At 58.8% G+C, this 20,936-nt stretch carries 26 protein-coding genes; 10 read left to right on the top strand and 16 right to left on the bottom strand.

All coding sequences use genetic code 11. The annotated features are described in order from the left end of the window. Positions 1-18: 18 nt before the first annotated feature. From GS614_RS19170 to GS614_RS19180, 3 genes are all read left to right on the top strand, one after another. Positions 19-1,617: a phosphoenolpyruvate carboxykinase gene (locus tag GS614_RS19170; protein WP_171727091.1), complete on the top strand. Its 1,599-nt coding sequence runs from the start codon at positions 19-21 to the stop codon at positions 1,615-1,617. Between the two features lie 357 nt (positions 1,618-1,974). Beyond that, on the top strand, positions 1,975-2,265 hold the full coding sequence (locus GS614_RS19175) for a hypothetical protein (RefSeq protein WP_152457096.1): 291 nt from the start codon (positions 1,975-1,977) through the stop codon (positions 2,263-2,265). A 24-nt stretch (positions 2,266-2,289) separates the two neighbouring features. Next, on the top strand, positions 2,290-2,844 hold the full coding sequence (locus GS614_RS19180; RefSeq protein ID WP_367396955.1) for a hypothetical protein: 555 nt from the start codon (positions 2,290-2,292) through the stop codon (positions 2,842-2,844). Between the two features lie 4 nt (positions 2,845-2,848). On the opposite strand, the gene GS614_RS19185 is transcribed toward GS614_RS19180, so the two are convergent. After that, entirely contained in the window at positions 2,849-3,613 is a 765-nt protein-coding gene (locus tag GS614_RS19185) for a sulfite exporter TauE/SafE family protein (RefSeq protein ID WP_171169150.1), read from the bottom strand. A gap of 144 nt (positions 3,614-3,757) precedes the next feature. Between GS614_RS19185 and GS614_RS19190 the strand changes: the two genes are divergently transcribed. The 3 genes from GS614_RS19190 to GS614_RS19200 all read left to right on the top strand — a co-directional run bounded on the left by GS614_RS19190 (position 3,758) and on the right by GS614_RS19200 (position 6,688). Further along, the gene (locus tag GS614_RS19190; RefSeq protein WP_171329985.1) at positions 3,758-5,449 is read left to right on the top strand and encodes an acyl-CoA dehydrogenase family protein; all 1,692 of its coding nucleotides are present in this window, start codon (positions 3,758-3,760) and stop codon (positions 5,447-5,449) included. A 250-nt stretch (positions 5,450-5,699) separates the two neighbouring features. Beyond that, entirely contained in the window at positions 5,700-6,254 is a 555-nt protein-coding gene (locus GS614_RS19195; RefSeq protein WP_171727092.1) for a hypothetical protein, read from the top strand. Between the two features lie 41 nt (positions 6,255-6,295). Continuing rightward, positions 6,296-6,688, top strand: a complete 393-nt coding sequence (locus GS614_RS19200; protein WP_170344845.1) for an META domain-containing protein — start codon at positions 6,296-6,298, stop codon at positions 6,686-6,688. Here GS614_RS19200 and recO read toward each other — a convergent pair. Beyond that, positions 6,672-7,397, bottom strand: a complete 726-nt coding sequence (gene recO, locus GS614_RS19205) for a DNA repair protein RecO (RefSeq protein ID WP_171727136.1) — start codon at positions 7,395-7,397, stop codon at positions 6,672-6,674. The two genes, GS614_RS19200 and recO, sit on opposite strands and share 17 nt — an antisense overlap. 194 nt (positions 7,398-7,591) lie before the next feature. On the opposite strand from recO, the gene GS614_RS19210 reads away from it, so the two are divergent. Both GS614_RS19210 and GS614_RS19215 read left to right on the top strand, forming a co-directional pair. Continuing rightward, complete coding sequence (locus GS614_RS19210; protein WP_152457090.1) at positions 7,592-7,843, top strand: hypothetical protein; 252 nt, start codon at positions 7,592-7,594, stop codon at positions 7,841-7,843. A 290-nt stretch (positions 7,844-8,133) separates the two neighbouring features. Then, on the top strand, positions 8,134-8,523 hold the full coding sequence (locus tag GS614_RS19215) for a VOC family protein (RefSeq protein ID WP_152457089.1): 390 nt from the start codon (positions 8,134-8,136) through the stop codon (positions 8,521-8,523). A gap of 56 nt (positions 8,524-8,579) precedes the next feature. Here GS614_RS19215 and GS614_RS19220 read toward each other — a convergent pair whose 3' ends face one another. From GS614_RS19220 to era, 3 genes are all read right to left on the bottom strand, one after another. Then, the gene (locus tag GS614_RS19220; protein WP_152457088.1) at positions 8,580-8,903 is read right to left on the bottom strand and encodes a SemiSWEET transporter; all 324 of its coding nucleotides are present in this window, start codon (positions 8,901-8,903) and stop codon (positions 8,580-8,582) included. A gap of 110 nt (positions 8,904-9,013) precedes the next feature. After that, positions 9,014-9,343: a DUF1491 family protein gene (locus GS614_RS19225; RefSeq protein ID WP_152457087.1), complete on the bottom strand. Its 330-nt coding sequence runs from the start codon at positions 9,341-9,343 to the stop codon at positions 9,014-9,016. Beyond that, complete coding sequence (gene era / locus GS614_RS19230) at positions 9,340-10,248, bottom strand: GTPase Era (protein ID WP_171364561.1); 909 nt, start codon at positions 10,246-10,248, stop codon at positions 9,340-9,342. The genes GS614_RS19225 and era overlap by 4 nt, the downstream gene beginning before the upstream one ends. Before the next feature lie 159 nt (positions 10,249-10,407). Between era and GS614_RS19235 the strand changes: the two genes are divergently transcribed. After that, entirely contained in the window at positions 10,408-11,790 is a 1,383-nt protein-coding gene (locus GS614_RS19235) for a multicopper oxidase family protein (protein WP_171727093.1), read from the top strand. Positions 11,791-11,792: 2 nt separating this feature from the next. On the opposite strand, the gene GS614_RS19240 is transcribed toward GS614_RS19235, so the two are convergent. From GS614_RS19240 to folK, 11 genes are all read right to left on the bottom strand, one after another. Then, positions 11,793-12,311, bottom strand: coding sequence for a GNAT family N-acetyltransferase (locus GS614_RS19240; RefSeq protein WP_171727094.1), 519 nt, complete (start codon positions 12,309-12,311; stop codon positions 11,793-11,795). A 4-nt stretch (positions 12,312-12,315) separates the two neighbouring features. Next, positions 12,316-13,008 carry a ribonuclease III gene (gene rnc, locus GS614_RS19245; protein WP_171727095.1) on the bottom strand — a complete coding sequence of 231 codons (693 nt, stop codon included), beginning with the start codon at positions 13,006-13,008 and terminating at the stop codon, positions 12,316-12,318. After that, the gene (lepB, locus tag GS614_RS19250) at positions 13,005-13,844 is read right to left on the bottom strand and encodes a signal peptidase I (RefSeq protein ID WP_171229134.1); all 840 of its coding nucleotides are present in this window, start codon (positions 13,842-13,844) and stop codon (positions 13,005-13,007) included. The genes rnc and lepB overlap by 4 nt, the downstream gene beginning before the upstream one ends. Before the next feature lie 60 nt (positions 13,845-13,904). Next, positions 13,905-14,324: a holo-ACP synthase gene (gene acpS, locus GS614_RS19255; protein WP_171120258.1), complete on the bottom strand. Its 420-nt coding sequence runs from the start codon at positions 14,322-14,324 to the stop codon at positions 13,905-13,907. A 4-nt stretch (positions 14,325-14,328) separates the two neighbouring features. Then, a complete protein-coding gene (locus GS614_RS19260; RefSeq protein WP_171727096.1) occupies positions 14,329-14,799 on the bottom strand; it encodes a hypothetical protein in 471 nt (156 codons plus the stop codon). Next, the gene (locus tag GS614_RS19265) at positions 14,799-15,422 is read right to left on the bottom strand and encodes a LysE family transporter (protein ID WP_171727097.1); all 624 of its coding nucleotides are present in this window, start codon (positions 15,420-15,422) and stop codon (positions 14,799-14,801) included. Before GS614_RS19265 ends, GS614_RS19260 begins: the two co-directional genes overlap by 1 nt. Continuing rightward, positions 15,419-16,165 carry a pyridoxine 5'-phosphate synthase gene (locus GS614_RS19270; RefSeq protein WP_171120263.1) on the bottom strand — a complete coding sequence of 249 codons (747 nt, stop codon included), beginning with the start codon at positions 16,163-16,165 and terminating at the stop codon, positions 15,419-15,421. Before GS614_RS19270 ends, GS614_RS19265 begins: the two co-directional genes overlap by 4 nt. Then, entirely contained in the window at positions 16,158-16,856 is a 699-nt protein-coding gene (locus tag GS614_RS19275; RefSeq protein ID WP_171205740.1) for a DUF2062 domain-containing protein, read from the bottom strand. The genes GS614_RS19270 and GS614_RS19275 overlap by 8 nt, the downstream gene beginning before the upstream one ends. A 16-nt stretch (positions 16,857-16,872) precedes the next feature. Continuing rightward, complete coding sequence (locus tag GS614_RS19280; RefSeq protein WP_117869872.1) at positions 16,873-19,005, bottom strand: bifunctional (p)ppGpp synthetase/guanosine-3',5'-bis(diphosphate) 3'-pyrophosphohydrolase; 2,133 nt, start codon at positions 19,003-19,005, stop codon at positions 16,873-16,875. A 26-nt stretch (positions 19,006-19,031) separates the two neighbouring features. Continuing rightward, the gene (gene rpoZ / locus GS614_RS19285; RefSeq protein ID WP_117869873.1) at positions 19,032-19,385 is read right to left on the bottom strand and encodes a DNA-directed RNA polymerase subunit omega; all 354 of its coding nucleotides are present in this window, start codon (positions 19,383-19,385) and stop codon (positions 19,032-19,034) included. 94 nt (positions 19,386-19,479) lie between these two features. Next, positions 19,480-20,049, bottom strand: coding sequence for a 2-amino-4-hydroxy-6-hydroxymethyldihydropteridine diphosphokinase (gene folK / locus GS614_RS19290; RefSeq protein WP_171120268.1), 570 nt, complete (start codon positions 20,047-20,049; stop codon positions 19,480-19,482). Positions 20,050-20,190: 141 nt separating this feature from the next. Between folK and GS614_RS19295 the strand changes: the two genes are divergently transcribed. After that, the gene (locus tag GS614_RS19295) at positions 20,191-20,766 is read left to right on the top strand and encodes an NYN domain-containing protein (protein ID WP_117869875.1); all 576 of its coding nucleotides are present in this window, start codon (positions 20,191-20,193) and stop codon (positions 20,764-20,766) included. Positions 20,767-20,936 lie beyond the last annotated feature (170 nt).

The following is a 20,936-nucleotide window of genomic DNA, read 5'->3' on the forward strand; positions in this document are numbered from 1 at the left end:
CCACAGGAGAAGACACACATGACATCTGGACGGGTTAACCCGCAATTCCGCCTCGAAGATCAGGGCATCGAGGGTCTGGGCAATGTCTATTACAACTTCATGGAACCGGCGCTGATCGAAGAGGCGCTGAAGCGCGGCGAAGGCACACTTGGCAATGGTGGAGCGTTCCTAGTTACCACAGGAAAGTTCACCGGCCGGTCGCCCAAGGACAAACACGTGGTCAAGACCGACAGCGTTGCCGAAACCATCTGGTGGGAAAACAATGCCGAAATGAGCCCCGAGGGCTTTGACGCACTGTACGAAGACATGCTGGCCCACATGAAAGGCCGCGACTATTTCGTACAGGACCTCGTCGGTGGCGCGGACCCGGCTTACGCAATCAATGTACGAATGATTACCGAACTGGCGTGGCACAACCTGTTCATCCGCCACCTGCTGCGTCGCCCGGACCGCGAAGACCTGGATGAGTTCACGGCCGATTTCACCGTCATCAACTGCCCCAGCTTTCAGGCCGACCCGGCAAAGCATGGCTGCCGCAGCGAGACTGTGATTGCAATGAATTTCGACCGCAAACTGATCCTGATCGGCGGCACTGAATATGCCGGTGAAAACAAGAAGTCCGTTTTCACCCTGCTGAACTACATGCTTCCTGAAAAAGGCGTGATGCCGATGCACTGTTCGGCAAACCATGCTGTTGGCAACCCGGTCGATACGGCCGTGTTCTTTGGCCTGTCCGGCACCGGAAAGACCACCTTGTCCGCAGATCCTTCGCGCATACTGATCGGGGATGACGAGCACGGCTGGTCTGATCGCGGTACCTTCAACTTCGAGGGCGGTTGCTATGCCAAGACCATCAACCTGAATGCCGAGGCAGAGCCGGAAATCTATGCCACCACTTCGAAGTTCGGAACCGTGATCGAAAACATGGTCTTTGATCTCGAAACCAAGGAACTGGACTTCGACGATGACTCGCTGACCGCCAACATGCGCTGCGCCTATCCGCTCGAGTATATCTCGAACGCATCCAAAAGCGCATTGGGTGGTCACCCGAAGAATATCATCATGCTGACCTGCGATGCATTTGGTGTTCTGCCACCGATCGCGCGGCTGACGCCGGCCCAGGCCATGTATCACTTCCTGTCGGGGTTCACGTCAAAAGTGGCCGGGACCGAACGCGGCATCACCGAGCCGCAGCCGACATTCTCGACCTGTTTCGGCGCGCCGTTCATGCCGCGTCGCCCTGAGGAATACGGCAACCTGTTGCGGGACAAGATCGCCCAGCACGGCGCGACCTGCTGGCTTGTGAACACCGGCTGGACCGGCGGCGCCTATGGCGTGGGCAGCCGGATGCCGATCCGCGCGACACGCGCCTTGCTGACCGCCGCTCTGGAAGGGTCTCTGCGCGACGCCGAGTTCCGCAAGGATGCAAATTTCGGCTTTGACGTTCCGGTCTCTGTCCCGGGGGTTGCCGAAGTTCTGCTGGACCCGCGCCGTACCTGGGACGATCAGGCAGCCTTCGACAAACAGGCCGAAAAACTGGTGCAGATGTTTGCCGAGAACTTTGAACAATATCTGCCCTTCATTGACGACGACATCAAAGCTGTTGCAATTGGGTAAATTGGAGAAAGGGGCCGCAGCGCCCCTTTTTTATTTCGCCCACTGTACTTCTTGCTAAGGTTGTTTGTCGCAAAAAGCACATACAATTGCGTTGTTTCAAAATGCAATTTGCGCTAGCCCTGATAATCGCTAAGACGAAAAAACCCGGCACTTTTGCGCCGGGCACTGACTGAAATTAGATTGGGGGTCGCTCATGTGCGCACACTCACAGCGCTGGATTGAGCAACCTAATCAGTCACCTAGTCTAAGCGAGAGGGGATGAGTGTCAATACGAGACTTGCTGACTTGCGCGTCATTCAGCATGGCTCAAACAGTCGCAATTAGGCGGCAAATGGCACGGCAACGATAGGTAACATTATGACTGAGATCTCGAAACTCACCGAACTGCGCAAGCTGATGCAAAGCATGGAGCGTACATTAGGCTTGGAGAAACTATCTCCGGTTGAACGCGACATCTACTATGCCGCCGAAGAGCTTTCCAAATCCGATCAGGAGGTGCGCACATTCGGTTTGATCGAGCACACGTTGGTTCAAAGTGTTTCGCGCCCAACATTCTTTCGCGCGCTGAAATCGCTGGTCGAAAAAGGCTATCTTTCTCAAAGCGGCAGCGCCAACCGGGGACGGTACATCGTTCATGCACCCAAGTGATGCGATCCATCCGCGCAAGAGGCCGTGATTACTTTGCGCGGGTGGGCTACTGAAACGCTTTTGGCCTCTTTGGCCTATGTGCTGGCGTCGTTCCTTACATTCGCCGTCCTGATGCCGTTGCAGAACGTGTTTTTCCCGGAATACCCAAGCCGCGCGAGCCTGTTGTTTCTGCCACATGGCGTGCGGGTTCTGACAGCCTGGCTGTTGGGGTGGCGCGCCGTTTTCGCATTATTGCCCGGCGTGTTCATCGTTTTTGCCTATTTGGGTGGAACGGATGTGTTCCTGCCCAGCCGCCTGATGGCCATGGCGATTGCGGTTCTGACGGTCCCGACCGTGTTTTATCTTCTGAAGGCAATCGGGTGGGATCTGTTTCCCCGTCCGGAACGCAAACCCTGTTGGATATGTGTGATGGGCGTCGGAATCGTAACGTCCTTCCTTGTCTCCGGATTGACCAACCTGGCTTTTGGCAGCGCGACGGTGGAATATATCGCATTCCTGATCGGCGATATCTCGGGTTTGTTCTTCCTGATGCTAGGCCTGTATTTTGCTTTTCGGCTCGCCGACAAGCGGCCGAGTTGACGCGTTAACCCACCAAACCGCGTCGAAGCAGGTTCAGGCCCGCAATCAGCAAAACGAACAAGGTCGCTTTGCGAAAACTTGCCTGATCAATACGGTCCTGCAGCTTCATGCCTATCCACATCCCGGCCAGGGCCGGAACGATCAGGGCTGCCGAAAATTCAAGTGTTTCTGCATACAGAATGCCTGATCCAAGATGTGCGACCAGCAACAAAACCGCCCCCAAACCGTAGATTACGCCCTGAATTCGAATCTGTTCGGTCTTGGGGGTGTTCAGCGCCGTCAGATAGGCAACTGTCGGAGGCCCCCAAACTCCCGACATGCCGCCGACAAACCCCGCCACGCCACCTACCACAGCCTCGACTGCGGTCGAGGGTTGGTTCAGCGCCATTCTGAACCCCAGAACTTGTAACAGCGCAAAAACTGACACAAAGCCGCCCATCAGAACCAGAAAGACAGACCCCGGGATCAATGCGACCAACTGTGCGCTGAGCAGCAGAAGAAGACCGCCAACAACAAGGAAAACCCGAAAGCGCCGAATCGAGGCGATCGCGGCGACACGGCCACCGCGTAGGGCCTGCAGCCCATTGGTCACCAGCGTCGGCAGAATAAGTCCCGCCAGGGTCAGATCCGGCGGCAGAAATGAATTCAACCCCGACACCAAAATCATGGGCATCGCGAAACCAACCATGCCTTTGACCCATCCAGAGGCAAACGCGATTGCCATGGCCATCAGCAGTTCCTGCGGGGAAAGAATGGAAAACAGGGTCATGTCCCCTAGATATCATCTGGATTTTCTTCTGCATTGCAAAAATGTTGAGGTAATATTTGAACTTTTTCGTAGCGTAATAAGTATTTTTGTTGCGCTGCACGTGCAGCATGATATGACCAGACGACCGAGGAAAGGACGCGATTCATGGCCCACGACGGACAGGATATGACCGAGATGACAACTGCTGCAGTTTTGCCCGATCTTCTGAACTTAACCCGGGCTGCCGTACCTGCGGTAGCAGCCGTTTTTGAAAAAGCCCGTGAATCGGTGCGCGGCATGGTCTCGGCGGATGGCCGTATCTCTGGTGCTTTGATCGAGGCAAACCAGACCGCCGCGCATGGATTGGCATGGCTGGCCACGTACAACCAGTCGCTGCAACAGATGCAGCGCTGGGCCGAAGCACTTCAGGCCGAAGGCAAGTTCGGCGAACTGGAGCAGTTGCTGCACCAGATCGCCTTTGGCGAGTACCTGCATCAGGTCGCTGGTGGCATCCCGATGAACCAGGGCGAGGTCGTGCGCCTTCAGGATATGGGCCTCGGCTGGGATGCGCTGTCGGGCTTTCAATCGTCCGAAGTACAGACCTTGATGGCGCAGGCAAATTCACAAGCCGCACGCAGCCGTTTGGTCGAGCTGATGCAGGATCAGGCCGGCGCCACCATGTTCGGCGCGTCGGGCCTGGACGAAGAACTGGAAATGATCCGCGACCAGTTCCGCCGCTATGCGCAGGAAAAGGTCGAACCGTACGCCCATGACTGGCACCTCAAGGATGAGCTGATCCCGCTGGAAATCATCGAAGAACTGGCGGAAATGGGCGTTTTCGGGCTGACCATCCCGGAAGAGTTTGGCGGTTTCGGCCTGTCAAAAGCCTCTATGTGTGTTGTGTCCGAAGAACTGTCGCGTGGCTATATCGGCGTGGGCTCGCTGGGCACCCGTTCGGAAATCGCGGCCGAGTTGATCATCGCCGGCGGCACGGACGAGCAAAAGGCCAACTGGCTGCCAAAACTGGCCAGCGCCGAAATTCTGCCGACCGCTGTCTTCACTGAACCCAACACCGGTTCGGATCTTGGCAGCCTGCGTACCCGTGCCGTGAAGGACGAGAACGGTGATTACCAGATCACCGGCAACAAAACCTGGATCACCCACGCCGCGCGGACCCATGTCATGACCTTGCTGGCGCGGACCGATCCCGACAGCACAGATCACCGCGGCCTGTCCATGTTCCTGGCGGAAAAGACACCGGGCACGGACGACAATCCCTTCCCCACCCCCGGCATGACCGGGGGTGAGATCGAGGTTCTGGGCTATCGCGGCATGAAGGAATACGAGCTGGGCTTTGACGGCTTCCACGTCAAGGGTGAAAACCTGCTGGGCGGTGAAGAAGGCAAGGGTTTCAAACAGCTGATGGAAACCTTTGAAAGTGCCCGCATCCAGACCGCCGCGCGCGCCATCGGCGTGGCGCAAAGCGCGCTGGATATCGCCATGCAATATGCCATCGACCGCAAGCAATTCGGCAAATCGCTGATCAACTTCCCGCGTGTCTCGGGCAAGCTGGCAATGATGGCGGTCGAGATCATGATCGCGCGCCAGCTGACCTATTTCAGCGCGTGGGAAAAAGACCACGGCCAACGCTGTGATCTTGAGGCGGGCATGGCCAAACTGCTGGGCGCCCGTGTGGCCTGGGCAGCCGCCGATAACGGGCTGCAAATCCACGGCGGGAACGGCTTTGCACTGGAATACAAGATCAGCCGCGTTCTGTGCGACGCGCGCATTCTCAACATTTTCGAAGGGGCGGCCGAGATTCAGGCACAGGTCATCGCACGACGTCTGCTCGGGTGACCGGAACCGGCGCCCGTTTCCCCAACTGACCCGGCCATTGCGCCGGGTCTTTTTCTTGGTTTTTGAGGTTTTGTACGCCTCCTACCCACGGACCTTCCGTTTTGTACGGACCATTTCCGCATCTCTGACCGGCTGAACAACGACCAGCTGTGTCCGCACCAATCCAAACTTCCCCCTTTGATCCCGACCCATTCGCCGCTAGAGCATCAGTTTGACCCGACCCAAACCCGATCAGCACCTGGTACACCACATGACCCGATCCATCTTTGCACTTTGCACCACTCTGGCGGTGCTCGTTCTTGCGGGTTGCACCACCCCTGCGCCAACGGCCGATCAGAGCGATGTCGAAGCGCTTGCGCAGTCGATCCGAATGCTCGGGCCGGAAGTCGATCCGGTCGAGGCACAGAGGGCGGCCACAATCGCCTATTCCTACTCGCAGCAATTGGCGCGGGATTGGAACGTCACCGACCCGGCCATCATCCACAACGCCAAGGTCATCAACGGGTTCCGCGAAAAGGGGCTGTGCAATGACTGGGCCGAAGCCATGACCAAGCGGCTGCGGCAGGAGAACTTCCGAACACTGGATCTGCACTGGGCCACGTCGCCGCCGACTTCTTTTCGCATCATCCACCATTCGGCGTCGATCAGCGCCAAGGGGGATTCGATGTATGACGGCATCATCCTTGATCCCTGGCGCAACAGTGGCGCGTTGTTCTGGGCGCCGGTGCGTGAAGATACGCGCTATAACTGGAAACCCCGGCAGGAAGTGCGCGAGCAACTGCTGAACGGGTCCCTCCCCCATTGACCGCGGTTCCGCCGACAACCCCTATGCGCTAAGACCCAGCCATGACTCGCCTGATCCTGACCCTGCCCTTGATGGCATTGTTCCAATGCGACAAGGACGAAACCGTCGCCGCCTATGGTGCTGCGGACCAGACCTGGGTTTTGCAGGAAATAGATGGTCAGCCCTATGAGGCGAGCGCTCTGCTGCGGTTTCCCGAAGAAGGCAGGATTGCCGGGAACGCTCCGTGCAACAGCTATGACGGAACACTCAACGCACCCTACCCGTGGTTTGAGGTTCAGAACCTCAACGCGACGCGCGCCGCCTGCGCGGGGCTCGAGGCGGAAGGGGTCTACTTTGCCGCCCTCATGGCCATGACCCAATCCGAAGTGTCAGGCAATGTGCTGATCCTGCGAAACGAGGATGGGCACGAGATGGTGTTCACAGCCGCCGAGTGACCTGATCCACGAACCGGGCCCGCGCTTCGGGCAGCGGATTATGCCCCAAAGACGGCGCGACGCGGTGCTCCAGGAAATACCCGGTCGTGCGCAGGGCCTCTGCGATCTCGGCATCGGGCGCAGTGCCTTCCCCGCGCAGACAGGGCGGAAGGGGCAACAGCTTGTCCGCCCATTCCCCGGCGCCATTGGCGCTGACGGAACGGCCTGTTTTGGGCGATACATAGATCAATCCTTCGGTCACACCGGTCACGGCGCAGGCTGTCAGATCAAGGCCAAAGCCAAGTTCGTCAAGCAGCGCGAGTTCCCATCGCAGATAAGCCAGAGGCCAGACCTCGTCCTGCCCCAGCAGGTCCATCAACTGCTCCGTCCGGGAATAAAGCGCGGGGTGTGGTTCCCGTTCGGGCAGGCAGAAGGACAGCAGAGATACGACAGCGTTCAGCCCGGACAGTGCCAGCCGCCCTGAAAACGCGGCGGCCGCGCGGGAGCGCAGGGGTTCGACCTGAAAGGTGCCGATATGTTCTTCCAGCCGCGCGCGCCACAGCACGTCCAGTTGCGCCCCAGGTTGCAGGATCGGCGCAATCTTGCGGCTGGTCCCGCCACGCACCACACCGGCGTGACGCCCGTGGCCTTCGGTAAAGACCTCGATGATCGCCGCTGTTTCACCATGGCGGCGTAATGTCAGGAGTATTCCATGATCGCGCCAGTCCAAAACCTGACCCTGTTGCTGGTTTGGTTGGTTCGCAGAAAATCCCAAGCGACGTTGGCACGCAAGACCGGAAGTGCTTCAACCCCTTTTCAGCGCGTGTTCTTTTCCGAAGCCGCCATAGTTTTGTGAATTCGCGCCACCCGGCTTGTACGCGTTTTTACGACCCCCAACTGCGCGTCAACAGAAGGGGCTGCACCATGATCGATGACGAACCGAAACCCGCCACATATTACGACGAACGCGAAATCTGGACACCGGACCCAACGGCGGCAGACATGCAGGTCTATGAGACGTTTGCGTCGACCGTTGTCGAACTTGTGCAGGTGCTAGATGACAACAAGCCGATGTTGTCGAGGGATGTCTACGCACGCTTTTCTGCGTCTCTGCTGCACCTGTCCAGGGTGTTGGGCGAGTACGAAGACGGGTGGAACGGCGGACATGGCGCGTGATCCCAAGACATGCATAGACTGAAGGGCAGAGCATCGGCTTTTCATTGCAACGGTCCGGCACGATATAGCGACCAGACCTGACCACGGTGGATTCCGTTGTGCCTCAACATGAACCCACCGCCATTCTTCAGATCACCAATGTGCCCCGCCAGCACGCGCCTGCTGCCCCTTGGCCGATGGAAACCCCGTCTGTCGTCCGGGGTGTCGCCAACTGCGGGCAAAAGAATGCGTTGCTTTAATCCCGTTCAGGCCATAATGTTCTTCTTATGTTCTAAAGCGGGATTCCCAAAATGTCTCTTAATTACGTCATGATCGGTTCCAACGACGTTGCCAAGGCACGCAGCTATTACGACGCGGTTATGCCCCGGATCGGCGGAAAGGTCGTCGCCGAGTATATGCCGCATGCTGTATGCTATGAGCTGCGCGGCGGCGGATGCATATGGGTCGCGACACCGTTCGACAAAAAAGACGCGACAATCGGCAACGGAAACATGGTTGGCCTGTTGTGCCAAAGCACAGAGGAAGTGCGTGATGCGCACGCGGCCGCGCTTGCAAATGGCGGAACAAACGAAGGTGATCCGGGGGACCGCCCCCAATATGGCCCAAACTTTTTTGGTGCCTACGCACGCGACCCTGACGGGAACAAGATGAGCTTTGTCTATTTTGGCGACGCGGATTGATGGACCCACGCATCGTCTGCGACCGCGAACAAGAAAGACCCAAGCCAGCGTGAAGTTCAGAACGTCACACCCGCATGAACCAGAATTCCTATGACCATCAGCAGGTTCAGCACCATCGAGATACCGTTGCCCACATAGATGGGCAACTTGCCCACCACCAGACCATACGCAAACCACAGGAAGGACAGCCCGGCATAAAGCGACCAGGACAGAAGCGACTGACCAGTAGCGTGTTCTGAATGGGTAAAGTAGAGCTTGACCAGTTGCGGAAGCGTGGCAAAAGGACCAACAACCCCGACAAAGACCATGAAGCTTTCGAACCGCTGCATCCAGTGGCCGAGTTCCGATTTTTCCAGTTTCTCAGCAAGCGTTTCAGCCACGAAAGCACCTCTTGGTTGCGCCTGTCCACAGGGCAAGCCAGCCCTGCCAGTGTAATTGCCGGGGTAAAATAGTCATTTTGGTCTCTGCGTCAAAGACCCTTCAGTACTGGTCACTCAAGCCCTTCTTCGCCCAGCAGGTGCCGCCCCTGACGGTCTTCTACCTCAATCACCCAGAGGTCGGGGTCAAAGCTGCGTTGGCGCTGGATGGCCTGGTCCACGTCACCTTCAAGGCCGGACGAGAGTTCGACCCATTTCCGTTCGCCACTCATCAGATCAAAGCTGCGTTGGAAGGCAACGGCCTGCCCGTCCAGTGTGTTCAGCTTGACCAGAACTGCGCCTGCGGTGTCATCGCCATGGGCCACCACATAGGCCGGGATATCCTGAAATCGCAGCCGCGCCAGATAGGCGTGAACCCAGAATTCCGCCGTCAGCCGCGTCATGCGTTTCCGTCTTTGAAATCCAGCCCCATTTCCGAATACCGCTCGGATTCTTCCAGCCAATTGGGCCGGACCTTCACTTGCAGGAACAGGTGGATCCTGCGGTCGAGGAACTCTTCCAGCTCGGCGCGCGCGGCCTGGCTGACGGCTTTGATCGTCTCACCCTTTTTGCCCAGCACGATGCCTTTGTGGCCGTCGCGCATGACATAGATGACCTGATCGATCTTGGCAGAGCCGTCTTTGCGCTCTTCCCAGTTTTCGGTCTCAACGGTCAGTTGATAGGGCAATTCCTGATGCAGGCGCAGGGTCAGCTTCTCGCGCGTCATTTCGGCGGCGATCATGCGCAGGGGCAGATCGGCGATCTGGTCTTCGGGATACAACCACGGGCCTTCAGGCAGTTCAGAGGCCAGCCACTTGCGCAGGTCCTCGACGCCGTGGCCCTTTTCAGCAGAAATCATGAAGGTTTCGGCAAACGGATAGCGTGCGTTCAGGTCACTGGTCAGCGCCAGCAGCTTCTCGGACGGCACCTTGTCGATCTTGTTGATGGCCAACGCGATCGTGCGGCCTTGCCCGATCTCTTCGAGACCTTCGAGGATGCGCTCGACGCCTTCAGTAATGCCACGATGCGCCTCGACCATAAGCACAACGATGTCGGCATCCGCGGCCCCGCCCCATGCGGCGGCGATCATTGCGCGATCCAGGCGGCGGCGGGGTTTGAACAAGCCGGGCGTGTCGACGAAAACCAGCTGCGCGTCGCCCTCCATCGCCACGCCACGGATACGCGCGCGGGTGGTCTGCACCTTATGCGTCACGATGGAAACCTTGGCCCCGACCATGCGGTTCAGCAGGGTTGACTTGCCCGCATTGGGCTCTCCGATCAGGGCGATAAATCCGGCGCGTGTGGTCATGAGTCTGGCGATCCTGTTTGCAAGTGCGCACCCCTATAGCAGAAAGCTTCGACGGGCCAGAGGGATTTGTCGCATTGCGGCCATGCGGTTTCGATGTCAGATGGACGCAGACGCCCAGCCAATCCCAGCCCGGCATCAAATCCGTTCAGTGAGGTTTTCATGAAACGTCGCGAGTTTCTTCTTGGAAGCAGCGCCGCTGCCGGTGCTTTGGGTTTGGGAGGGTTGTCTCTGGCGGCCAGCGATCCCGTTCAGGAACTGGTGGTACAACCTGCCAGCTATCGGTTGCGCGGTCAGCGGACCACGGGGATGGTCAGCCTGTCACCGGATGCGCCGCCTCCGGTTCTTTACGGGCGCCAGGGCGAAACATTGCGTCTGACGGTGCGCAATACCCTGCCCGATTATACTGCGATGCATTGGCACGGGCTGCGCATCCGCAACAAAATGGACGGTGTGCCCTATCTGACCCAGATGCCCATCGGCGAGAACGAGAGCTTTACCTATGAACTCACGCCGCCGGATGCGGGCACGTATTGGTATCATCCGCATTGCATGACGATGGACCAGATGGCCCGAGGGCTGACCGGTGTGATGGTGATTGCCGAACCGGAAGACCCGGGATTCGACAGCGAACAGGTGATCAATCTGCGGGATTTCCGGCTGGACGAAGACGACGCGTTTCTGCCGGCCTATACCGCCCGCGGCGCGGCGCGGGCCGGCACGTTCGGCAACGTGCAGACCGCCAATTGGCAGAGCGAGGCAGTATATGACCACGCCGCGGGCAGCCTGGTGCGCGTACGGGTGGTCAACACGGACACGACCCGTATCTACAACTTGCATCCCGAAGGGGCCGAGACCCGTATCATCGCATGGGACGGACATCCGGTAGAAACAGACGTAACACGGCCCACAGCAGCCCAGCCGCTCTTGCTGGCCCCGGGTCAACGGGTGGATTTGGCCGTTCGGATGCCGGACGACGAAGGGCAATCAGCCCTGCTGATGGCAAAGTTTCCCGGGCAGAAACACCGCGCCATGGTCCGGTTGCGGGCCACGGGACACTCCATCGCGCGTGATCTGCGAGAGCTGCGCCCATTGCAGGCAAACCCTGTCCCGCGCCCTGATCTTGATCAGGCCGAGTTGCATGAGTTCGTGTTCGGCTGGACCCCGGAAGGCGGCGCCCCGAATGACGGGTTCTGCGGGTCTTTGGGCTATAGTTTCTGGTCGATCAACCGCACGCCCTGGCCGGGCGATGCGGCGCAGGGAACCGGACCGCTGGCCGTTCTGCAACGGGGCAAGAGCTATGTTCTGCGACTGCGCAATGAATCGCCCAATCTACACCCGATCCACCTGCACGGGCTGGCCTTCGTTCCGCTGACGTCGAACCTGCGCAAACTGCCACCGTTGCTGTCCGATACCATGCTTTTGTTCAAAGACGAGACCGTCGACATCGCGCTGGTCGCGGACAATCCCGGCGACTGGGCGTTTCATTGCCACGTGATCGAACACCAGAAAACCGGGCTGACCGGGTTCATCCGGGTGATTTGACGCTAGTCCAGCGGTGCCATGTTCAACGCCAGAACGTAGTTCGGATAGGCTTGGTCCGCGATATGGAAATCCGTGACGCCAACTTGACGGAAACCTTTGGACAGGTAGAAATCGATGGCCGGAGCGTTTTCGGAATTGGTCGTCAGCCAAATTTCGGTGCGGCCTTTGTTGCGGCAATGGTCAATGGCCACCTGCAACAAAGCTGACCCGATGCCCTTTCCGTGGTGACGCGGCTGCACGTAAAAGGTCACGATCTCAAGATCGGACAGCCCGTCGATCGGGGCGGGACGACCCTCTGCCAACCGAATGTACCCATCTATGCCATCGCGGTTTTCCGAAACAATCAGAAGGTCCTTGCCTTCTTCAAGCAGCGCTTCGAACCGTGCAGTGGTGAACTCGGACAGTGCAAACTCGGCGAAGAAGGCGCTCACGCCATGGCGCAGGTAGGTGCTGATCCAGACTTCGATCGACAGCGCCGCCAGGCTGGCGGCGTCCGATTTCCGGGCTGGTCTGAGCCGCATGTACCTAGGAAGACCCGGCCGGGCTGAGCTGTTCCAGCAAAGCTTTCGCCGCGGCCTGTTCGGCCTGACGTTTGGATCCTGCAGTGGCTTGCGCCTCGGTGCCGTCCTGAAGGCGGGCCGCAATGGTGAAGATCGGGGCGTGGTCTGGGCCACTGCGTTTAACCTCGACGTATGAGGGCGGCTTTTGCCCACGCGCCTGCGCCCATTCCTGCAAAGAGGTCTTGGCGTCACGCGCATCTGCCTCAACCTTGTGGATGCGGTCCCCCCAAAGCGCCAGGATGACATCGCGGGCAACCTCGAACCCCGCATCCCGATAGATGGCGGCGATCACGGCCTCCATCGCGTCGCCCAGCAGCGCTTGCTTGCGACGGCCACCGGACAGCATCTCGGACCGGCCGAGTTTCAACACCGCGCCCAGATCAATCTGACGGGCTACATCAGCGCAAGCCTCTTTGCGGACCAGTGCATTGAACCGTGGGGCCAACTGACCCTCGGACGCCTTTTTGTCGGCTTCAAGCAGCGCAGTGGCCATGACCAGGCCCAGAACGCGGTCTCCCAGAAACTCCAGCCGCTGATTGTCGGGTCGGGTGGACGAAGACACCGAGCCATGGGTCAGCGCGCGCACCAGCAGTTCGGGGTTTTTGAACTCATACCCCAATCGCCGCTGGAACGCCTTTATTTCAGCCGAGGGCTTCAATTGACCGCCTTGAAGAACCGATCACCGCGCCATGTCCAGAAGAACAGCATCGAACGGCCCGCGGACGAGAACATGATCCGGTCGGCACGACCGATCAGGTTTTCGTAAGGCACGTATCCGACACCACCGGCAGATTGCGGCAGACGGCTGTCGCTGGAATTGTCACGGTTGTCACCCATGAAGAAATAATGGCCCTCGGGCACGGTATAGATGCCGGTATTGTCCGATGCCTGGTTGCCGATGTTCAGCACGTCATAGGACACACCGTTGGGCAGGGTTTCGATCAGGCGCGACTTTTCACAGGTGCCGCCTATTCCAACAGGGCCGTTTTCACAGCGGGGCCGCAGGCGCTGCGGGCCTTGCGGTTCGGCAATTTCGGTAAACACGCCGTCGGGCTGCTGAGGAACCGGAGTGCCATTGAGAATGATCTGGCCATTGCGGACCTGGATCCGGTCGCCCGGCAACCCAATCAGGCGCTTGATATAATCACGTCCGGTGACCGGATGGCGAAAGACGATGACATCGCCACGTTCGGGATCACCGCCCCAGATACGGGTATTGTCTTCGCCCTGCATCCAGCCACAGATATCTTCGGCATCCACGTTCAGGCCGACGCTTGGGATGATCAGGCTGGGGCAGGATGCGTAGGAATAGCCATAGGCCATCTTGTTGACGAAGAGGAAATCACCGATCAGCAGCGTCTGCTTCATCGAGCCCGAGGGGATCCAGAACGGTTGAAAGAAGAGGGTGCGGAACACGCCGGCAATCAGCAGCGCGTAGACGATGGTCTTGATCGTCTCCCAGACGGGATTTCCGGTTTTGGCGTCCTCGGCCATTCTGCTCGCTCCAGTTCTTTGCTTGGCTTCGCTGCTACATGCGGGGGGGATGGGGGCAAGTCAAGGCTGCGCGGCCTGATCTTGAACCGGACGCGCCTCGATCACCACAAAAGCCTGCGCCCAGGGGTGATCATCGGTCAGGGTGACGTGGATGATCGCCTCGTGCCCGTCGGGGGTCATTTCCTTGAGGCGCTCGGCGGCCCAGCCGGTCACGTGCATCACCGGTTGGCCGGTGCGCAGATTGGTGACGGCCATGTCCTTCCACGCGATGCCCATGCGCAGACCGGTGCCCAGCGCCTTGGAACACGCCTCTTTCGCGGCCCAGCGCTTGGCATAGGTTCCGGCCGTATCGGCGCGGCGTTCGGCTTTGCGCTGTTCGGTGTCGGTGAAGACACGATTGCGGAAGCGGTCGCCGAACCGGTCGAGCGTGCCCTGGATGCGGTCGATGTTTGCGAGGTCTGTGCCGATGCCGAGGATCATTTTCTCAGTTTCTTTTTTCGCCAAAAAGCGTTTGCTTTGTTTGCATAGCTTGCCCCAACACAGCACGACAAATAGCTGTGGCAACCCCTGCCCAGAAAAGTAAAAAGACGTTTCTCAGGATCAGGTCCCAGAAGTCAATTCTATGCCAATGCCCAAAACCGTAAACCAATACTGAGATTTGAGCAGCCCATAAAACCGACAATGACAGACCAACCATGTAAGTGGCGTTGTACCATAGCGTAGCGTTTGGATTCGCTTGAGTAAGCCGCTTAGACCATAGAAGAATTTGGACCAACGACGCCAAAATAACTGGGAATACCAAGGCATCGAGCGGAAAGAAAAAAAAACCTTTCAGGCCCAATTTTTCTTCGGCAAAGCCTGAGCCTCCCGACGACACAAGAAAAATCATGAACAACGCCACGTATCCAACCCGGTTAAACAACAAGGTTTTCTGTTCGGGTGTCCAAAGTTTCATCACCCCAACCGCACCGTCAAAATCTTGTAACTCGCCACCCCGAAGAACCCCGCAAAGGCGAAATCGAACCAGCGGCGGGCGCGGCGGTAGGTTCGGACCATGCGCTCGGAGGAAAACAGGAAGGCATAGCCGATGAAAACCATCAGCGATCCGGCATAGAGCATGGCGAAATAGCCCAGCAGCATCGACAGGCTGGCATCATTGGGCGCGACGATGGCATAGATCGAGCCCCAGCTGAGGATCGCCTTTGGGTTGGTCAAGTGGATGGCGGCACCTTTGGCGAAGATCGTCGGCAGCGAACCTGTGGCCGGTTTGCCCAAAGCGACCTCATCCGCTGTCATCGCGCGGCGCAGGGCCTTGAGGGCCAGCCAACCCAGATAGGCCACGCCGATATAGCGGATCACCTCGAAGACCCAGACATTGGCCAGCATGATCGCCGACAAGCCAAGCGCTGCGGCAATGCCCCAGGCGGCGGACCCGGCACAGATGCCCAGCGCAAAGACCAGACCGGCGCGGCGGCCTTCGTTCATGGCGGTTCCTGCAATGCCCATCGTGGCAGGCCCCGGAGAGCCGCCAGCCATCAGCCAGGCCAGCCAGATGGCGACAAAGCCGGGCGTGATCACGCGCGCGCCTCGTCCATCAGGCGGCGCATTTCCTGAATGGCCGGGGTCAGGCCCAGAAAAATCGCCTCGCCAATCAGGAAATGACCGATATTCAGCTCTTTGACTTCTGGGAAGGCGGCAACCGGTTTTACGGTGTCATAGGTCAGGCCATGGCCCGCATGAACCTCGAGCCCCAGCGAATGGGCGAAGGTGGACATCTGGCGCAGCGACTCAAGCTCGCGTTCGGCATCTTCCATGCGACCTTCAGCATGGGCGTCGCAATAGGCGCCGGTGTGCAGCTCGATCACTTCGGCACCGATGCGATGCGCAGCTTCGATCTGACGCTGATCGGCGGCAATGAAGATCGACACGCGGCAGCCAGCCTCACGCAGAGGCGCGATGAAATGCGCCAGCTTGTTTTCCTCGCGCGCGACTTCAAGCCCGCCTTCGGTGGTGCGCTCTTCGCGCTTTTCGGGCACGATGCAGACCGCGTGAGGCTTGTGGCGCAGGGCGATTTTCTGCATCTCGGGCGTTGCGGCCATCTCAAAATTCAGCGGCACCGACAGAACCTCCATCAGCCCGTCGATATCGACGTCCGATATATGGCGCCGATCTTCGCGCAGGTGCGCGGTGATGCCATCCGCCCCCGCTTCTTCCGCCAGTTTGGCAGCGCGCAGCGGATCTGGATAATCCCCACCCCGCGCATTGCGCACGGTGGCCACGTGATCGATGTTCACACCCAGACGCAGATGGTTCTCAGACATCACTCGATTCCTTTTGCATGTTCTTGCCCGAGCCTAGAGGCTCTGCCGAGGAAACGGCAGCCGAATCTTCGGCCAAACGCTTGATTTCCTCGAACTTCGCCTTGATCTTGGCGCGGCGGCGCTGCTGATACGTCAGGATCAGCGGCAGGCTGAGGTAATAGCAGATCACCCCCGCAACGACGCCCGGAATGATCCCACCGATCATGTAGGGATAGAAGACGTCATCGTAGAACTGCGACAGCCCGTGCCAGTCGGCCACGCGATCCGTAAACAACGCCAGAAAATTGTTCTTGAGATCCCCTATGGCGCTGGCGAATTTGCCCATCAGCCCTTGTGTGTCGCCTTCTTCGTATTCGGTGCCCAGCAGGAAATGCCCGGTCTGAAGGCAGATCACCCCGATCGGAACATAAGTGAGCGGGTTGCCGAAAAACGTGCCGCTGAGCGCGGCCAGAATGTTTCCCTTGATCAGCCGGGCACCGATGGCGGCGACAAGAAAATGCAACCCGTAAAACGGCGTAAAGGCGGCAAACACCCCTGCCCCGATGCCGCGCGCGATCCGGTCAGGGGTATCCGGCAAGCGCCGGACGCGGTGTTTCACGTAATGGAAGGCGCGGGTCCATCCGCCACGCGGATAGACGAAATCCGATGCGATCTGGACTGGAGAGCGTCGGTCTCGGCGCTTGAATACCACCCGTGATCACCCCTTCTCAGCCAGCCGCAACCGAAGTTTTGACCTGATCCCGATACCGTTCGACCGCAGCAACATCGCTTTCCGCCTCCAGCATCAGCATGAGTGAATGAAGCTGTTCAAGGTCGCGCAGTTCGACATTGATCAGAAGGCGGTAAAAATCCGGTTTGCGGTCAACAAACTCGAGGTTCGAGATATTGGCCTTTTTCTCGCCGATCAATGTGCAAATACGGCCCAGAACCCCGGCATCGTTGCCAATGGTCAGATCCAGCGTCGCGCCATAGACGGCCGGGTGCGTGCCCGAATGCCAGTGCAGATCGACCCACCGGTCAGGTTCGCCTTCGAACTCGCTGAGCCGATCGCAATCGATGGCATGCACGACCACGCCCTTGCCCCGATAGGTGATACCGACGATACGTTCCCCCGGCAGCGGCTGACAGCAGGGGGCCCGGTCGAACTTCTGCCCCGGCTCTAGGCCAATCACCGCACGGCGCAGCGGAATGGCGTCGCCGTCGTCCTTGGCAAGTTCGGGATAGACGGCCTGAACCACCTCATGCGCAGTCAGTTCGGCACTGCCAAGGCGGGCCAGCAGCTCGTGCCGATCTTTCAGGCGCAGGTGTTTTGCCGCGGTATCGAGTGCTTTGTCGGTCGCCTTGCGGCCCACATGCTCGAACCCGGAACGGGCCAGTTCTTTGCCCAGCTTGATGAATCGTTCCCGATCCACTTCGCGCAGGGCGCGGCGAATGGCGGTACGGGCCTTGCCGGTGACTGCAATCTCCAGCCACGTGACCTGCGGCGTCTGACCATCGGCGGTGATGATGTCCACGGACTGACCATTTTTGAGCCGCGTCCAAAGCGGAACGCGGATACCATCAACCTTGGCCCCGACACAGGCATGACCGATCCGGGTGTGAATGGCATAGGCAAAATCGATCGGCGTCGCGCCACGCGGCAGCTTCACCACGTCGCCCTTGGGGGTGAAACAGAACACCTGGTCCGAATACATCTCGAGCTTGACGGCCTCGAGGAAGTCTTCGTGATCTTCCTCGTTGTCGAACTGCTCGGTCAGATTGGAAATCCATTTGGCCGGGTCGACGGCGAACGGGTTCTCGGTGCGCACACCGTCGCGATAGGACCAATGCGCCGCGACCCCGGTTTCGGCCACGTCGTGCATCTGGCGGGTGCGGATCTGGACCTCGACCCGTTTACCGTCCCGGCCCGACACCGTGGTGTGGATCGAGCGGTAACCGTTCGATTTGGGCTGGCTGATATAGTCCTTGAAGCGCCCCGGCACCGCGCGCCAGCGCTGGTGGATGGCACCCAGGGTTCGATAGCAGTCTTCCTCGGTCTGGGTGATGATGCGGAACCCATAGATGTCTGACAGGCGCGAGAAGCCCTGATCCTTTTCCTGCATCTTGCGCCAGATCGAATAGGGTTTCTTGGCGCGGCCGAACACCTCGGCCTCGATCCCGGCCTTTTCCAACTCGTGCCGCATGTCGCCGGTGATGCGATGGATCACGTCGCCGGTCTCGCGTTGCAGGGTAATAAAGCGGCGGATGATCGACTGGCGGCCTTCAGGGTTGAGGACACGGAAAGCCAGGTCTTCAAGTTCCTCACGCATCCACTGCATACCCATCCGGCCCGCAAGCGGTGCGTAGATATCCATCGTCTCGCGGGCCTTGACGATCTGTTTTTCGGGACGCATCGCCTTGATCGTGCGCATGTTGTGCAAACGGTCGGCCAGCTTGACCAGAATCACGCGCAGGTCCTTGGACATGGCCATGAACAGCTTGCGGAAGTTCTCGGCCTGCTTGGTCTCGCGGCTGGACAGTTGCAGATTGGTCAGCTTGGTGACGCCGTCGACCAGTTTGGCGACTTCATCCCCGAAAAGTTCAGCCACCTTGCCATAGTTGGCCTTGGTGTCTTCGATCGTGTCGTGAAGCAGCGCCGTGATGATAGTCGCATCATCCAGACGCTGTTCGGTCAGGATGGCGGCAACGGCAACGGGATGGGTGAAATAGGGCTCGCCGGAATGGCGGAACTGCCCCTCGTGCATCTGCTGGCCAAATTCATAGGCCAGCGCAATGCGGTCAGCATTCGTCTTGGGATTGTAGTTGCGGACCAGCGCAATCAGATCGTCAGCTGAAATCATCCGGTCCGCACCTTCGTCTTCAGGGCTTACCCCTGCCCTTGAGCCTCCATCAGAGCGCGCAGGAGCTTCTCTTCCGACATGTCGTCCATGGCGGGTTTGTCCGTTTCGGCACCCATCAGCAGCGCCATCTGATCTTCTTCGGGCTCGTCAACCTCGATCTGGGTCTGGTTGGCCTCAATCAGGCGCTCGCGCAATTCGTCCGCGCTTTGGGTTTCGTCGGCGATCTCACGCAGAGACACGACAGGGTTTTTGTCGTTGTCGCGGTCAACGGTAATCGCTGCACCGGCGGAAATCTCACGCGCCCGATGGGCGGCGAGCATCACCAGCTCGAACCGGTTTGGAACCTTGTCTACGCAATCTTCAACCGTCACGCGGGCCATTGGGCGCTCTCCGTTTCTGAATCCATGTCAGGAAGGGGTTTATCTAAGCGCGAATCCGCGCCTTGACAAGCAGGAAATGCTGCATTTGCACGGATCACAACGCCGTGACCGCCGCAACCTCTGCCGCGGGAAGGGTCTGGATCATCTCGCAGACCGTGCGACCCAGAACCGGATGGCGCCAGTCGGGCACGATATCGGCCATCGGCACGAGGACAAAGGCGCGATCCTGAAGGCGCGGATGCGGCAAGATCAACTGATCCGGTGCCTCTTGCCTTTGCGCGTCGGTCGGCAGGGTCAGCCAGCGATCAAACGTGGCGCGATCCGGCAGGACCTGATCTTCGAAACAGACCAGATCCAGATCCAGCGTCCGCATCCCCCAGCGCTGCACCCGTTCGCGCCCGAATTCCTGCTCCACCTCGTGCAGCACCTGCAACAGCTGCGAAGGAGACCTCTCGGTTGCAATCAGCGCCGCGGCATTCACATAGTCCGGGCCGGCCCCGGCGGGAAAGCACGGCGTTGCAAAAAAACGACTGACGGAGCGAATCACCACATCGTGACGCGATAACGCGTCAAGCGCGTTCTGAAGTGTTACAGCGGGACCATTTCCTCTCAAATCGAGATTTGCGCCCAGCGCAACAACGGCATTTGGCATGGATTTGCTCATGTGATACCCTACATTCGACCCATTGCATACTTGCGATAATCGACAGAAGTTCTAATTATAGGCGTACCAGAGCGCGTCATTTTATCACTCACTCACTCACGTAACGCGGCACGCACTGGATTATACCGGAAGGGAATATTTATGTTTTATAAAGACGAACGGCTAGCGCTGTTCATCGACGGCTCGAATCTTTATGCCGCGGCAAAAGCACTCGGTTTCGACATTGACTACAAACTTCTGCGGCAGGAATTCATGCGCCGCGGCAAGCTTCTTCGGGCCTTCTACTATACAGCGCTGCTGGAAAACGACGAGTATTCGCCGATCCGTCCATTGGTTGACTGGCTGCATTACAACGGCTTCACCATGGTCACGAAACCGGCCAAGGAATACACCGACAGCATGGGGCGTCGGAAAGTCAAAGGAAATATGGATATCGAACTTACCGTCGATGCCATGGAACTGGCGCCGCGCGTCGATCATATCGTGCTGTTCTCGGGTGATGGGGATTTCCGCCCGTTGATCGCCAGCCTGCAACGGCAGGGCGTGCGCGTATCGGTGGTGTCGACCATTCGCAGCCAACCGCCGATGATCTCGGATGAACTGCGCCGCCAGGCCGACAATTTCATCGAGCTGGAGGATTTGCGCGATGTCATCGGTCGCCCGCCGCGTGAAATGCCGACGGAGCATCGCAGCGTCGCTGTTGCCAGCAACAGCTGACAAGACGATAGGCCTGTCATGATGGGGAAAAATCGCGCGGTCAGGACATCGGTCCTGGCCGCGCTTCTTTAACAAGGTACAGGTGCTTAAACATCACCCGATTAGCAACGATTCGTGTCAGATGAATGACGATGTCCTGTCTGGACCAAGGCCGGGAAAAGACTTACCTG

This window comes from Ruegeria sp. HKCCD6604, from assembly GCF_013110635.1.
In the GTDB taxonomy this organism is placed as follows: Bacteria; Pseudomonadota; Alphaproteobacteria; order Rhodobacterales; family Rhodobacteraceae; genus Ruegeria.